Source organism: Lysobacter sp. A378 (genome assembly GCF_054052125.1).
The window spans coordinates 143,699-159,642 of record NZ_JBSVRK010000002.1; the positions used below are offsets into that span (position 1 = coordinate 143,699).

Annotated in this window: 11 protein-coding genes; 10 read left to right on the forward strand and 1 reads right to left on the reverse strand. The window is 64.9% G+C overall.

Annotated elements, in window-relative coordinates:
* Positions 1-151: 151 nt before the first annotated feature.
* Positions 152-3,289, reverse strand: coding sequence for a TonB-dependent receptor (locus ACW7G1_RS06650; protein WP_456978981.1), 3,138 nt, complete (start codon positions 3,287-3,289; stop codon positions 152-154).
* Between the two features lie 211 nt (positions 3,290-3,500).
* On the opposite strand from ACW7G1_RS06650, the gene ACW7G1_RS06655 reads away from it, so the two are divergent.
* The 10 genes from ACW7G1_RS06655 (at position 3,501) to ACW7G1_RS06700 (ending at position 15,864) form a co-directional block, all read left to right on the forward strand.
* On the forward strand, positions 3,501-4,091 hold the full coding sequence (locus ACW7G1_RS06655) for a PAS domain S-box protein (RefSeq protein ID WP_456978982.1): 591 nt from the start codon (positions 3,501-3,503) through the stop codon (positions 4,089-4,091).
* Positions 4,092-4,411: 320 nt separating this feature from the next.
* Entirely contained in the window at positions 4,412-9,097 is a 4,686-nt protein-coding gene (locus ACW7G1_RS06660) for an autotransporter domain-containing protein (protein ID WP_456978983.1), read from the forward strand.
* Between the two features lie 70 nt (positions 9,098-9,167).
* Positions 9,168-10,178, forward strand: a complete 1,011-nt coding sequence (locus tag ACW7G1_RS06665) for a zinc-dependent alcohol dehydrogenase family protein (protein ID WP_456978984.1) — start codon at positions 9,168-9,170, stop codon at positions 10,176-10,178.
* Positions 10,179-10,192: 14 nt separating this feature from the next.
* The gene (locus ACW7G1_RS06670) at positions 10,193-10,750 is read left to right on the forward strand and encodes a DUF3228 family protein (protein WP_456978985.1); all 558 of its coding nucleotides are present in this window, start codon (positions 10,193-10,195) and stop codon (positions 10,748-10,750) included.
* Positions 10,751-10,842: 92 nt separating this feature from the next.
* Positions 10,843-11,463 (forward strand): YbhB/YbcL family Raf kinase inhibitor-like protein, encoded by a 621-nt coding sequence (locus ACW7G1_RS06675; protein ID WP_456978986.1) that lies wholly within the window; start codon positions 10,843-10,845, stop codon positions 11,461-11,463.
* Between the two features lie 139 nt (positions 11,464-11,602).
* The gene (locus tag ACW7G1_RS06680; RefSeq protein ID WP_456978987.1) at positions 11,603-11,818 is read left to right on the forward strand and encodes a hypothetical protein; all 216 of its coding nucleotides are present in this window, start codon (positions 11,603-11,605) and stop codon (positions 11,816-11,818) included.
* Between the two features lie 34 nt (positions 11,819-11,852).
* The gene (locus tag ACW7G1_RS06685) at positions 11,853-14,408 is read left to right on the forward strand and encodes a diguanylate cyclase (RefSeq protein ID WP_456978988.1); all 2,556 of its coding nucleotides are present in this window, start codon (positions 11,853-11,855) and stop codon (positions 14,406-14,408) included.
* A gap of 23 nt (positions 14,409-14,431) precedes the next feature.
* Positions 14,432-14,857, forward strand: a complete 426-nt coding sequence (locus tag ACW7G1_RS06690; protein ID WP_456978989.1) for a PaaI family thioesterase — start codon at positions 14,432-14,434, stop codon at positions 14,855-14,857.
* Positions 14,858-14,910: 53 nt separating this feature from the next.
* Entirely contained in the window at positions 14,911-15,297 is a 387-nt protein-coding gene (locus ACW7G1_RS06695; RefSeq protein ID WP_456978990.1) for a YchJ family protein, read from the forward strand.
* 108 nt (positions 15,298-15,405) lie between these two features.
* Entirely contained in the window at positions 15,406-15,864 is a 459-nt protein-coding gene (locus ACW7G1_RS06700; RefSeq protein WP_456978991.1) for an HIT family protein, read from the forward strand.
* Positions 15,865-15,944: the final 80 nt, after the last annotated feature.

Below are 15,944 nucleotides of genomic sequence, written 5' to 3' on the forward strand. Positions count from 1 at the left end.
TTGCAACAGGTTCACCAGTTCCTGCCATGCGCGGTCAGCGCGCTTGCAAGCGGGCTGTTTGCAATCATGTTCATGTGCGTCTCCTGATCTGAAGTGTTGCTTCACAGGCCATGCCGCCGTGGCGTGGCGTCGTCGTCCCAACGGATCGACCTCAGAAGCTGAGCTTTGCGTTGACGTAGAAGTAGCGGCCGTAGACGTCGTAAACACCACCGCCACCCTCGTAGGTGCGCGGCCGATACGGCGACTGGGCGTCGAACAGGTTGTTGACGCCCACGCGGAAGGTGGCGTGCTCGTTTATGTGCCAACCGACGGTCAGGTCGTTGTAGAGCCGCGCCGGAAGCCTGTTTCCGTCGTAGGCTTCGACAGACACGTTGGTGTAGTTGAGCGCCTTGCCCCAGTAACGGTTGTTCAGGCCGATTTCCCAGTCACCGATGTCGTAGTTCATCGACAGGTTGCCGCGCAAGTCCGGGTTCTGGTAGCCGCCGTCGTAGATGATCCGGCTGGTGTCCACCCCCGGCAGGGTGGTGGTCTCGTACTTGAGCAGGTAGCTGGCGCGCAGGCCCAGGCTCAGCCGGCCCGGGCCAAGGTCGAAGCGGTAGTTCGCCCCAAGGTCGATGCCCTTGGCCTCGGACTCGGACACGTTCATGTAGCTGGTATCGACGCCTTCGGCGTAGCCGCGCGAATCACGGGTGATGCGATCGCAGAACTCGTTGTCGCTGCTGGGCAGGTCCATGCACAGATTCAGGATGTTCTGCCGCGAGATCGCGGTGATCATGTTGTCGAGCTTGATGTTCCAGTAGTCCAGGGTCAGGTCCAGGCCGCGCACGAACTGCGGCTGCCAGACCAGGCCCGCGCTGACGCTGTCGGAGATCTCCGGGGTGACGTCCTGGCTGCCGCCGGTGATGACGTGGCCGGTTCCGATCTCGCTGGGCAGGTAGGGCGTGTCAACGCCCAGTTGCTGCATCAGCGCCGCGCAGTTGGCCATGCGGGTCGGGTTGGCCTGGTAGCTGGTTTCCAGGCATGCATCGCGCACGCCGATCTCCTGCACGGCGCGGGCGGAGTACAACTCGCCGAAGTTCGGAACGCGCACGCTCCTGGATTTGGTGGCGCGTAAGGTCAGGCTCTCGATCGGTGCCCAGCTCGTTCCCAGCTTCCAGGTGTTGGTGGAATCGAAGTCGCTATAGTCCGAATAGCGGTACGCACCTTCCACGGTCAGGCGGTGCGCGAAGGGCAGATCCTTCAACACGGGGACCACCAGTTCGGCGTAGATTTCGGACACGTCGTTGGAAGCTGCAAGTTCCGGCTCGTAGGGTGCCCAGGTGCCCAGGTGCGACAGTTCATTGGCCGGCGCCGCGGCGCCATTGTCGTCGACGTTGTGGATGGATTCCTTGCGGTGCTCAATGCCGAGCACTGCCTGCACCTCACCGGCCGGGAGGGAGAACAGCTCGCCGGCCAGGCTGCCGCCGAAGATCGTCTGCCTCTGTTCGCGATGCTTGCGGCGCGTGGCCATCATCCAGTCGCGTAGTTCCGGGCTGAGCTCTTCAGTGCTGAAGACGTCGAGCGGCACGCAGCCGAGCGCGCGGGCGGCTTCATCGCGGCACACCGGAATGCCGTTTTCATCGGCGATCACGTCGCGGGCGGTGAGCAGGCGTGAGGCCATCGGTACGTTGTTCGCGTGGATGTCATTGGTGCTGCGGCCATGCTGCCAGAACGCTTCCCACTGGAATCCAGCGGCAATCTCGCCGTCCAACGAGCTGCCGATGTTGAAGGTCTGGCGGTCGCTGTGATCGGTCATCTGGCCGAAATTTTCATAACTGCGTTGCACGACCGTTGATTCCAGGCCATTGGCCAGCATGACGTCGCGAAAGGAGTCGGGCAGGAACGGGTTGTCCAGGTAGGCAACCGCGCCACCGGCACCGTTGAGCCAGGTCAGGCGGTCGTCGTCGCGGTACGGGCGGCGGTAGGAATCGTACTTGGAGCGGCCGTAGTCGAAGTTCATGCCGAAGTTCAGCCGGTCGGTCAACTGATAGTCGAAACGGCCCATGAGGGACGCGTTCTCGATCGGCGCGATCAGGAAGTCGCTCCAGTGCTGGCTCTGCGGCATTCCGCCATCGCCTCCATCGCGCGAAGTGCCGCAACCGGAATGGCAGGTGTCGTAGGCGCCCACGTAGGCCGAGCCGTCCGGGTTCAACAGATACGTGTCCCCGCCCGCGTAGATGGTCGGTGCCGGCTGCAGGTACATGTTGGTGGTGTTGTAACGGATGATGCGGTCGGCAATGCCATCGTTGGGTCCGGTGTTTTCCGGGTTGACCTGATAGCTGAGGTTCGTGCCCTTCGAATAACGGTCGTAGTAGTGGATGGGGTCGTTCTTCGCCCAGGTGCCGCCGAACATCATGGAGCCGCGACCGTCGGCGAAACTGGTGCCGGCCACGACCGAGAACTGGGTCTTGTCGCCACCGCCGTCCTGGGTGGTGCCGGTGGTTGCCGAGAACTCCAGCCCTTCGAAATCTTTCCGGGTGATGATGTTGGCTGCACCGGTCACGGCATCTGCGCCATAGACCGCGGCCGCGCCGCCGGTGATGATCTCGATGCGCTCGACCATCGCGGCGGGGATCATGTTGATGTCGACAGCCGACGAGGACTGGCCGCTGGACACGCGACGACGCCCGTCGACCAGCGTCAGCGAGCGGGCGACGCCCATGTTGCGCAGTTCGATGGTCGCGATGCCGCCGTCGTACTGGCCTTCGGGTGAGCTGTTGTAGGGGCCGTTGCCGGGGCCGACCGCGACGTCCTGCAGCACGGTTTCGTACAGAGTGGTCTTGCCCTGGCTCATGGCGCGGTCCATGTCGATCACGCCGATGGGCATCGACGATTCCAGTTCCGGGCGCGCGATGCGCGAGCCGGTGACCACCACGTTGGAGAGCGTTGAAATATCCTCCCCGGACGCCTCGGTGGCGCTTGGTGTCGCCGGGGGTTCCGGGCCCAGGACCGCGACGTTGTTGTCGAACGAGCGAACCGTCAGTCCCGTTCCGGCGATCAGCCGGTCGAGTGCGGCGCGCGGTGGCAGCGTTCCCGACACGCCATTGACGATGCGGTTTTGAGCGTCGTCGCCGGAGACGATGACCTGGATGCCAGCCTGCTGCGCGAACTCGCGGATCCCGCTCGACGCATCCTGTTGTTGAACGTTGAATTCATGCACCTGGTCTTGTGCATGCAGGGGGGCTGAAAGAGAGATCGCAACCATGGCGGCGGCGATCGAGATGGCCAAGCGGGAGGAGGTTGAGCGCACTGCGGGATTCCTGTTGGGAGGATGTACCCCATTGATGACGGTGCACTTGGCGGTTTCCTTCACGTTGGCAGATTAAATTTTTGTGACAGACGAGGCGACCAATGCCCGCTGGGTCAACATCACTTGGCGCCGGGATCAGGAAGCGTTTTGAGCGTTCAGTTCTCTTGCTTCAAGTAACATGCTTCGGCATCGTCCTTTGGAAAAAATGAGCATGGCAATGGGTGACGGTGCATTGAGCTTCTATGACCGATTGCCGGATGCTGTTTTCATGGTCGATTCCAACCATCGGATCACCTACGTAAGCGCTGCTTGCCTGAGTATTTTCGGCTACCGGCCCGACGAGATGGTCGGACGATCCATGCTGGATCTCGTGGCGCCGGTGGACCGGGACAAGACCCTGCATGAAGCACGTGATGTCATGAAGGCCAACGAGAGGATCGGGTTCGAGAACCGCTATCTCCACAAGAACGGTGAAGAAGTCCACCTCATGTGGTCGGCGCGGTGGCTGGAAGCGGAGGGCCTGCGTATCGGGGTTGCCCGTGATATCACCGGGTTGAGGCGCATCAAGGCGCCAACCATGCGGGACGTGCCTGCAGTGGCCGGTCTAGCACCGCACGAACAGAAAGTGCTGGAGCTTCTACTTTCCGATGCTACGGAAAAGCAGATCGCTGAAAAGCTCGGCCTCGCTCTGTCCACCACGCATTCCTACATCACCGGCATCTTCCGGAAACTCGGTGTGCGTGGCCGTGCGGGATTGATGAGCCTGTGGCTCAAGCCGCTGCGGGATGAGCCGGCCGGCTGAGGTCATGCAACACCGCCGGAGTTCCCTTGTGATGGGATCCGGGTTGCCCACCCCGTTGCAATGACAGGGTGCAATCCTGCTGATTAGCAGGATTGGGCAATGGCCTGCGGCTGTCTAGCATGCCGTGATCTGTGCACGCGGCGTTGCTTCCAAGCGCGTCTGGCATGGGAACAACGTGACACCGGCCCCCAGGGGCATACCAGTGGATGTCTGCATCGTCAGCGGGGCGGAAGCTTCTATCGACGCTGCGCGCCCGGCTGTCAGCCAAGACATGCGGGGATACATGCCTGCTGATCATTCAAGCAATCAGGAAACCGACAATGAAGTACCCCAAGAAAGCCCAGCGGTCCCACAACGGTGGGCTGCGCCTGCTTCCGCTTGCCCAGGCCGTGGCTGTGGTGCTCGCCACCCTGGTTTGTGCGCAGCCCAGCCTCGCGCAATCGGTGACCGTCAGCGGCGATGTGACGCCGGCTTTTCCGGCCCCCGCGGATCCATGGAACGTCGCGGGCACCATTTCTGTTGGCGACACCAACGTTGGCACGCTGAACATCGAGGGCGGCGGCACGGTTTCCAGCGGCGGGGCTTTTGTCGGAAGGCACGCGGGAAGTGACGGCACGGTCAAGGTGACCGGCGTGGGCTCGACGTGGACGAATTCAAGCGCTTTCATTGTGGGCGCTGCTGGCAGCGGCACGATGACCGTCGAGCAGGGCGGCAGGGTTCGCAACCCGGGTTTTGTGATGATCGGTCAGTGGCCCGGAAGCACCGGCACCCTGACCGTGACCGGTCCCGGCTCGATTTGGACGAGTTTGGACCAGTTTATGGTGGGTGGTGCCGGCTCCGGCACGCTGAATGTCCTGGATGGTGGCAAGGTTGAAAGCCGCACCGGTTTCATAGGGACGGAGCTGGCAGGTGGTAGCGCCACTGTCTCCGGTGTGGGATCGAGCTGGATCAATTCTGGCCAACTACAGGTTGGTTCCGTAGGTCAAGGTAGCTTGACCATTGCCGATGGCGGCACGGTGTCCAACATCGTCGGTTATTTAGGTCTGGGGGGGGATAGCGTCGGCACGGTCACAGTCACCGGTGCGGGTTCGATCTGGACGAATCTAGATAACCTCTATCTGGGCCACGTCGGTACCGGCACGTTGACCATCGAGAAGCGCGGGCAAGTAGTCAGTCCAAGCATCACCATGGGTACGGCCGCTGGAGCAACCAGCACGCTCAACCTCAATGGCGACAGCACCAGTGGGCGTGGCGTTCTCAGCACCGGTCAGATCATGAAAGGGCCGGGCAATGCCACGCTCGACTTCAACGGCGGCATCGCGCAGGCGATGGAAAACCAGTCGGATTATCTGTCAGGTTTTTCCACGCTGGCGGTGGGTGCCGAAGGCGCCTGGTTTGACACCGCGGGCTTCAATATCGGGGTGGGCACGGGATTCTCATCGGCATTGGCCAGCAGCTTCAACAAGCAGGGCGCGGGCACGCTGACGCTGAGCGGCGACAGCTCGGCTTTCAGCGGCAGCACCACGGTGCGCGGTGGCTCGCTGGTGGTGACCAACCAGTTGGCCAGTGATCGGGCAACGGTAAGCAACGGCCGGTTTCAGGTGGACGGTCATTTCAGCGGCGATGTCCTTGCCAATGCGGCCGGCACGCTTGCCGGTGTTGGCACGATTGGCGGCGATGTTGCGATCTCCCGTGACGCGGTGCTGGCTGGCACGCAAGGCCAGACGCTTGCCATCGGCGGCAACCTCGCTCTGGACGACGGCAGTGCGATCAAGGTGGCGTTGGGTGGTGCGCCGACTGCTGCGCTGTTTGATGTGGCAGGCAACCTGATCCTGGACGGCACCCTCCATGTGGCCAACCAGGGCGGCTTTGGTGCAGGCGTCTATCGCCTGTTCGACTACGCGGGCACGTTGACCGACAACGGCCTTGCGATCGGCCTCATGCCGGGCGGGATGACAGCCAGCGATTTCCATGTCCAGACCGCCGCCGCCAACCAGATCAATCTGGTGTCCGCGGCGGGTGCAGATCTCGGCTTCTGGGATGGCGGCAATACGACGCTCCACAACAATGGCGTGATCGATGGCGGCGCAGGCTCCTGGCGCGCTGACGGTGACAACTGGACTGACGCTAGTGCCGCAGCCAACGGTGCGTTCCAGCCAAATCCGACATTTGCAGTCTTCCAGGGCGCGGCCGATACGGTCACGGTGGACAACGCGGCCGGCGCGATTGGCGTCACCGGCATGCAGTTCACCACGGACGGTTATCGGATCGAAGGCGACGCGATCGCGCTTCAAGGCGTGGGCGGCGAGACCATCGTGCGCGTGGGCACCGGCTTGACCAGCAGCGCAGGCATGACGGCCACGCTTGCCTCGGCGCTGACCGGCGCCAGCCGCCTGGTGAAGTCTGATTTCGGTACCTTGGTCCTGGCCGGCAGCAACACCTACAGCGGTGGCACCGAGCTTCGTACTGGCGTGTTGTCGGTGTCCAGCGATGCCAATCTGGGTAGCGCCGCGGGTGGACTGACATTCAGTGGCGGCACGCTGGCAAGCACCGCGAGTTTCGATAGCAGCCGCGCGATCACGCTGACCACCGCGGGCACCGTGGATGCGGCCGCCGGCAGCATGCTCACTTTGCGTGGCGTGATCGATGGCGCAGGCACTCTGGTCAAGACGGGCGCCGGCAATGTCACGCTGACCCAAGCCAATACCTACGCCGGTGGTACCCAGGTGCAGGGCGGAAACCTGACGGTCATGACCACCGGTGGTTTGGGGGCCGGGGCGGTCAAGGTCAGCGGGGCCGGCAGCGTGCTGGACTTTCTCGCCATGGGCGCGACCCCGGTCAGCGCGCAATCGCTCAACATCCATAACGAGAAGGGTGGCAGCACCTACTTCCGTGGTACGTCCAGCGCAGCCGATGCCACGCTGTTCAATAGCGATGGGGGTTCAACCGTCCTCCTGCACGACGCCAGCGCCGGCAACGCGAACCTCGTCAATCTGGCCGATGGCGTGATGTGGTTTGTTGATCAGAGCTCGGCGGGACAGGGACAGATCATCAACAACGCCGATGGCGTGATCGAATTTTTCGGTAACTCGACGGCGGATCTGGCCACGCTGCAGAACAATGCCGGTGGCACGCTGGATATCAGTGCGCTTGCCGGCGCGGGCATCGGCATAGGTTCGTTGTCGGGTGCGGGCGCGGTGGTGTTGGGTGACAAGACCCTGACGCTGGGCGGGTTGAATCAGAACGATACGATCGCCGGCGTGATCAGCGACGGTGGATTGGGTAGCGGCGGGCTGACCAAGATCGGTGCGGGTGTCTTGCGGCTGGAGGGCATCAGTACCTATACAGGTGCGACTGCGTTGAACGCAGGCACCCTGTTGGTTGCCGGCTCCATTGCCTCGTCCTCCCTGCTCAACGTCGCCTCAGGCAGCCTATTGGGCGGCAGCGGCACGGTAGGTAATACGAATGTTGCGGCAGGCGGCAGTCTGATGCCGGGCGATGTCAGCGCACCGCTGACGATCGACGGCAATTTGACGATGGCGGCCGGCTCCCATTATCTGGTCTTCGCTGATCCGGCCTCGGCCAACAGCAGCCGGGCCAATGTGACCGGCACCGCGACACTGGCCGGTGGCACCGTGATGCATGTGGGCCCCGGTGGCAGCTATCAGGCGGGTATCGGCTACACCATTCTGAGCGCCGACCAGGGCGTGTTCGGCACGTTCGATGAAGTGCAGTCGGTGTTTGCCTATCTCACCCCGAGCCTGGCGTATGCGACCAACGCGGTGACGATGGAATTGGTACGCAAGGATGCGCCGGTGGAACCCACGGAACCCACGGAACCCGCGGTGCCCGCGGTGCCCACGGTGCCCACGGTGCCCACGGAACCCGCGCAGCCGATGCGTTTTGCCGATGCCGCCAACACGTCCAACCAGCGCGCCACTGCCAACGCGCTGGAGAGCCTGGGCAACGTCGATGACTTGTATCGGCGTATCGAAACCCTTGCGGAGGGCGCGCCACCGGCGGTGTTCGACAACCTGTCCGGTGAGATTCATGCCAGCACCGGTGCCGCACTGCAAAGCAGCGCCGCCGGCACCCGGGCGCTGTCGTTCAAGCACCTGCGCAGCAATCTAACCGCGATGGCGGAGCCGGGTACGCTTGGCGTACAAGCCGATGGCTTGCCGGCGTGGGCGGAGGTTGTCGGTAATTGGTTGAGCATGGACGGTAACGACAACGCAGCCAGTACAGCACAGCGCACCAGCGGAGTATTTGGCGGCGCGGATAGGGTGATCGGCAATGCGTGGCGCGTGGGCGGGGTGTTGGGCTATACCGACAGCACACTGCGCGTCGACGGACGTAACTCAAAGAGCCAGATCAACAGCTATAGCGCCACGCTCTACGCGGGCAAAGCGTTTGAGGTCGGTACCGGAAAACTCAACTTGCTGACGGGTGGTGGTTACTCCTGGCATGACATCGACAGCCAGCGCCGCATCGCGGCAGCGGGTTTGAGCCAGGAGCTCAACGCCGACTACCGCGCCAACACCCGCCAAATGGCGGCCGAGTTGGGTTATGCATGGCCGATGGGTACGACCACGCTGGAACCCTTTGCCGGCGTGGCGTGGAATGAGTTGAACACGCGCGCCTTCAGTGAATCCGGTGGCTCGGCCGCACTTCGCGGGCAAGCCAAAACCGATGATCAGACCAGCACGACCCTGGGCGTGCGGTTGCAGGCCCCGTTTATGCAAGGTGAGAGCAAGGGCACGGTGCGCGGCAGCCTGGGCTGGGGGCATGTGCTGGGTTCAATCAACTCGCAAAGCACGCTGGCGTTCAATGGCAGTCAGCCGTTCAACATTGTTGGAACGGCGATTGCGCGCAATGTGGCAATGCTGGAGTTGAGCGCCGATGTTGCGATCTCTCGCAACGCCACACTGGGCGTGAGTTATGCAGGGCAGTTTGGTGATGGCAGTCGTGAGAATGCCGGGTCGGTGAATCTGCTCTGGCGGTTCTGAGTCATTGGCGGAAACTCACTGTCCCACCCGTTGTCGCCGCCGGCGCGGCCGGGAGTCTAGACTGGCCGACATGACTATCAAGACCCTCTACATCCCCGCCGGCGGCGGTTTCGACCACGTCACCATCGCCACGTCCCAGGCCGTCGAGCCCGGCCCCGGCGAGATCACCGTGCGCCTGCGCGCCAGCTCGCTGAATTACCACGACTACGGTGTGGTGAGTGGCGCGATGGCGCCCAAGGAACGCCGCATTCCGATGTCCGACGGCGCCGGCGAAGTGACCGTGGTCGGCGCGGGCGTCACCGAGTTCGCCATCGGCGACCACGTGGTCAGCACGTTCTTCCCGGACTGGCTGGACGGCGAGCCAAAGACCGAGGGCTTCGGCAGCGTGCCGGGCGACGGCATCGACGGCTATGCGCGCGAGCAGGTGACCGCGCCGGCGATGGCGTTCACCCGGTCGCCGCGCGGCTGGAGCCATGCCGAGGCGGCCACCCTGACCACCGCCGGCCTGACCGCCTGGCGCGCACTGTTCGAGCACGGCGCATTGCAGCCAGGGCAGGACGTGCTGGTGCAGGGCACCGGCGGCGTGTCGATCTTCGCGCTGCAGTTCGCCAAGCAGGCCGGCGCGCGGGTCATCGCGACTTCGTCCAACGACGCCAAGCTCGAGCGCCTGCGCGAGCTGGGCGCCGACGAGGTGATCAACTACCGCAAGGACCCGGAGTGGGGCATGACCGTGCGCGGCCTGACCGGTGGCCGTGGCGTGGACCACGTGATCGAGGTGGGCGGTCCCGAGACGCTGGTGCAGTCGATGCTGGCGACCCGCGTGGGCGGCCACATCGCCGTCATCGGCGTGCTGACCGGCATGGACAGCAAATTGCCGCTCGGCCTGGCCCTGGCGCGACACCTGCGGCTGCAGGCGTTCGTGGTCGGCAGCCGCCGCCAGCAGCAGGACATGGTGCGTGCGCTCGACGTCAGCACGCTGCGCCCGGTCATCGATCGCCACTTTGCGCTTGACGACCTGGTGGCTGCATTCCGCCATCAGGAGAGTGGGAAGCACTTCGGCAAAATTGTGCTCGACATCTGAGCGGCGGGGCGTCCATGTCCATCGTCCTCACCGACTTCGCCCGCACGCGCCTGTTCCCGCGCGCGTCGCGTGGCAACACCATCCAGGACTGCACGCCCGCGGAATTCGAGCGCCATCTCAACGATGTGCCGCCGCTGAAAGTGCTCGACGGCTACGCGCCGTTCTGCAAGCTGCATGTGCACCGCAACTGGACGTCGACGCGTTGCTTGGCGGTGCCGATTACCGACAGTAACCGCCACCTGCTGCGCTCCGACTACGAGGCGCGCACGAAGGATGAACTGCCGGTGCTGGTGCGCTGGTTCGAGGGCCTCGAACCCCCAGTGGCGGATTATCTCATTCCCATCCTCTACCGCCGCGACCAACTGGCGAAGGAGGGCACGGTGATCGACGCCGACTGGGGCGTGGTGGGGTGCATGTACACGGTAGAGCCCGAAGAAACGCCGATGGCACCCATCACGATGATGCGCAATGCGCTGGGCGTTGCCGAAGGCGGCTCAGGCGTGGCTGTCGACCGTGAGGCCTACCGTGGCAGCGTGGAGTTCTGGCGCGCGCACGCGAACTGGCGCGGGTAGGGGAACGTCGCGTTTGACGGTTTCGCACCCGCGCAACGCGACGTGCGCTAGCCTGCGAAGGGAAGTTACCTATCCGTTTCGAGGATCGCGCCATGAACCGCACGCCCCGACGTACCATCCTGCCGATCGCTCTCGCCGCCCTGCTGGCGGCCATCGCCCCGGGTTGCCAGGGCGATGGCGTGGCGCTCGCCTTCGACAGCCCCTACACGCAGGCCACCAACGCCGGCGAGTTCGCGTTGCGCTCGCCGGCTTTCGCCGACGGCCAGCCAATCGCGGCGCGCCACAGTGCCTACGGCGAGGACATTTCGCCGGCGCTGGCCTGGCAGCCCGTGGAGGGTGCGCGGACCTATGCGTTGGTGATGGAGGATCCCGACGCCAACCGGCCCGCGCCCTACGTGCACTGGGTGGCCTGGAACATTCCGGCCGGCGCGACGTCGCTCCCCGAAGGCCTGCCCGCGGAACCGCGGCTGGCCGACCCGGACGGCATGCGCCAGGGCCTCAACGACCACGCATCAACCGGTTACTTCGGCCCTCGGCCACCCGCGGGGACCGGCCTGCACCACTACCACTTCCAGGTGTTTGCACTGGATGCCGCGCTCGACCTCGCGCCCGACACCGGCCGCGACGCGCTGCTCAACGCGATGCGTGGCCACGTCGTGGGGAAAGCGCGGTTGGTGGGCACTTACGCGGCACCGCAGGAGCCTGCCGGCTGACGGCGGCTGGTACCCCGGCGCGCTCCACGGAGACGGACACGGGCCTATGCTAGGGTCAAATGGCTTGATGGCGGGACTGGGGTGATCGATCCTGCGCATGCGGCAGTGGATGTCTGGTCAACTCAAGGGGGAAGGGGACATGTCGAAACTGCTCGTACTGATGCGGAAACTCGGCAGCGATGCCGCACTGGCCGCGGAGTATGCAAAGGATCCGGGCGCGGTGGTCCGGCGCGCCGGGCTGTCCGGGGCCGAGCAGAAGGCAATGCTCGCCAGCGATTACGCTGCGATCAAGCGGCTCACTGGACTGGCGGACGGAAAGTTCGCCACAAACCACATCATCAAGGCCTACGAGTAGCTGGCCGCCTTACGCCGCCAATGCTCGCGACTGCATGAGCCGGTTAGTCTCCATCGCCCTCCTGCTACTGGTGTTCGCCGCCACGCCGGTGTTCGCCGACGACGCGTTGGAGGCGCAGGTCCAGGACATCGAGCGGTTGGCGGTCACCGCGCACTGGCGTGAGTCCGACAGGAAGATCGAGGGCCTGGCATCGCAGCTGGATGCGCTCTCGCAGGAGCAGCGCCACCGGATCGAGTTCGTCCGTCTGCGCAATCTCGGGCTCGCCGGCAACCAGTCCGCCGCGCTGCAGGGCCTGGCCGAGCTGCTGCGCCAGGACCTGCCTGCGGCGCTGCGTGTGCGCGTCTATACCACCGCCATCAGCATGGCCGCCAACGTCGAGGACTGGACGTTGGCATTCACCTGGCTGGGCGAGGGCCTGTCGTACCTGGATGAGGCCCCCGCGGAATCGGCCGGGCTGCTCGGCGCCGCCAGTTATCTGCACACCCTCGTCTACGAGACCGACAAGGCGCGGGACCTGGCGATGCGTGCCCTCGAAACCGTCGAAGCCGGAAATGATCCCAGGGCGCTGTGCCTGGCCTTGGCCGACGTGGCCATGGCCGAGGATCACGCGGGTAATTTCCGCGAATCGGAGGCATGGCGACATCGCCAGATCGAGGCCTGCACCCGCGCCGGCGACCTGGTGTTCATTGCCAACGGCAAGTACGGCGTCGGCAAGATGTTGGCCAGCCAGGGGCGCTACGCCGAGGCACTGGGCTGGGCCCGCCAGGCGCTTGCGGACTTCGGGGCGGCGGGCTTCGCGGCCGGCGCCTGGGGCGCCAGGCTGGAGGTGGCCAAAAGCCTGATCGAGTTGAACCGGGGGCTCGACGAGGCCGAGATGCTGCTGACCGACACCCTGCGCTACTACCGTGACCAGGACTTCCACCTCGCGATCGCGGAGGCCGAGGACCTGTTCGCCAGGCTGGCCGAGCGGCGCGGCGACTTCGCCCGGGCGCTCGCCCATTTCCGGCTGTCCATGTCGGCATCGAAGGTGGCCGAGCGCGACGCCCGCGACCGCCGCCTGGTCTACCTGCAGGTCGAGTTCGATACCCGTTTGAAGGAGCAGCAGATCGCCCTGCTGGAAGCCGAAAAGGAGCTGGCGGCGCTGCAGGTCACCGCGACGCAGCGCCGGCAGCTGCTGCTCGGCGTCGGCCTGGTCGGGCTGCTGGTCACCGCGGTCCTGCTGTTCGGCCTGCTGCGCCGCTCGATCCGCGAGCGCCGTCGCTACCGCTGGCAGTCCGAGCGCGACGGCCTGACCCGCCTGTACAACTACCAGCAGGTCCGCAAGCTCGGCGAGACGGCATTCGCGCACGCACGCGCCAACGGGCGGCCGTTCACGGCGATCGTCGCCGACATCGACCTGTTCAAGCAGGTCAACGACAGCTACGGCCACGCCGCCGGCGACGAGGCGCTGCGTTCGCTCGGCACGTGGATCATTGAGGTCGTCGGTGCGCGCGGCATCGCCGGGCGCAGCGGCGGCGACGAGTTCACGATTCTGCTCGATGCCGACGTGGTCGAAGCCGAGGCGCTGTTGCTGCGCCTGCGCGCCAGGATCGAACCGATCACCGTGTTCGGGCAGACGTTCGGCTTCAACCTCAGCGCGGGGATCTGCCCGAAGAGCGCTGGCACCGCCACGCTGGAGCAGCTGATCCACGAGGCCGACCAGGCCCTGTACCGCGCCAAGCACGACGGTCGCGACCGCGTGGTGTGTGCGAGCGGGGATGCCGGCTCCGCCGCGAATTCGGCCGGAGGCCTGGTGGTGGTGGGCAGCGGGATCCAGTTCGGCCGCCACGCCAGCGAACGCTGCCTGTCGGAAATCCGCGAAGCCGAGGTCGTGTTCTGCCTGGTCGACCCGTTCGCGCTGGGCATGATCCACGGCTTCCGCCCCGATGCGATCAACCTCGGCGTCTACTACGCGCCCGACAAGGACCGGCGCGAGATCTACCGCGAGATCGACGCGGTGATCATGGCCGAGGTGGAGGCCGGCAAGCACGTCTGTGCGGTGTTCTACGGCCACCCGGGAGTGTTTGCCGATGTGCCGCATGGGGTGCTTCGCAAGGCCCGCGCAAAGGGCATTCCGGCGCGCATGGAGCCGGGGATTTCCGCCGAAGCCTGCCTGTACGCCGACCTCGGGATCGACCCGGGCCACCGCGGCGTGCAGTCGATGGAGGCGACCCATTTCCTTGTCTACGATCGCCGGCCTGATACCGCCGGCCTGGTGCTGCTCTGGCAGGTCGCCCTGTCCGGCGACCTGTCGTGCCGTCGCCTGCATGCCGAGCGCGAAGGGCTGCAGGCGCTGGTCGACAAGCTGCTGCGCTGGTACCCGGCAGAGCACGAGGTGATCCTGTACGAGGCGGCGCAGCTGCCGATCGGATCCCCCCGGATCGAGCGCCTGGCCCTGCGCGACCTGCCCGACGCGCACTATGAGGAATACACCACGCTGGTCATTCCGCCGCTGGGCGAGTTGCGCGGCGCTCCCGCGCCTGAAGGAAGTACCCTTGGGGAGTCCGGATGGAAACAAGACCGAGCTTTGGGAACCCATGCCCTGGGATGACAAGAACAAAGGTGTTTGAAGCCATGCCCATGCTGAATCCAGATTACTTCAACAAAATCGGCGCCGATAATCTCCCCGGTCATCTCGGCATCGTCATCACGGGTATCTCTGCGTCAGAGGTCACGTCGGAGCTGCCGGTGCGCAAGGAGATGATGGCGCCCAACGGGTTCCTGCATGCCGGCAGCATTGTCACCCTGGCCGATACCGCCGCAGGTTATGGGTGCGTCGCCAATCTTCCGGAACGAGCAGAAGGTTTCACCACGATCGAACTCAAGTCCAACTTTCTCGGCACCGCCCGTGATGGAACGATCGAGTGCACTGCCAAAGCCGTGCATCTTGGCAAGACCACCCAGGTCTGGGATGTCGTGGTCACGCACCGGGAGTCCGGCAAGACCATCGCTCTTTTCCGTTGTACTCAAATGGTGCTTTATCCGAAGCAAGGCGCCTGACCATTCATCCAGCCGACCGCGGCTCCGCTGCGCGGCGTGATTCCAGACTCTCCATGCCCCAGTCCTGTCCCTGCAACCCGTCCGTCGCTTATGCGACCTGCTGCCAGCCGCTGCACGAGGGCCGTGCCCCGGCCGCCACCGCCGAGGCGTTGATGCGTTCGCGCTACAGCGCCTATGTGCTGGGCCTGCGTGACTACTTGCTGGCCACTTGGCACCCTGACACCCGCCCAGCCTCGCTCGACCTGGACGACACCCCGGGTCTGCGCTGGCTGGGGCTGGACGTGAAGCGCCACGCCGATGCCGGTGATGGCAGCGCGGTGGTGGAGTTCGTGGCCCGCTACAAGGTTGGCAGCGCTCCCGCGGTACGGCTGCACGAGGTGAGCCGTTTCGCGTGCGTGGATGGCCGCTGGTTTTACCTGGACGGGGAGTTTCCTGTCTAGCAACATCGTGCAAGGCGCACCGCGGATCCGGCTGCGGTTGCCGTCAAGGGGATTGTTCGACCAGCAGCAGGGGAAAGTCATGGCGTTCATCGAGTCCGTTTGTCGCACATGAGCAGCGACTGTCCCTTCTGCAGGATCGTCCGCGGAACCGAGCCCGCGAGCATCGTCTGCGAGAACGATCTGGTGGTCGCGTTCGTCGATCTGCGCCAGTTCAGCCCGGGCCATGTCCTGGTGGTTCCGCGGCGTCATTTGCCGGATGTTCGTGAGCTGGACGACGCCACCGGCGCGGCGGTGATGTCCATGCTGACGCGGGTGACACGGGCGGTCGGGGAGGCGTTCGCCAACGAGGGTCTTGGCATCTGGCATTCCATCGGCGAGGCGGCCGGCCAGGAAGTGCCGCACCTGCATTTCCATGTGCATCCGCGCCGGTCGGCGACGGGATGTTGCGCGTCTATCCGCATGCGCCAGATACGCCAGACGAGCGGGTCAGGGAGGTTTATGCGGAGACGCTGCGTCGGCAGTTGGCGGCAAGCCAATGGCCGGACGAAGAGTGATCCGCAGCGGTAAGCTCGCCAAGCTTCCACTCGTCACCTCGTGCATACGTTGACCTGATCCGGATAGCATGGATCGCGCCGGTTCCCCAACGC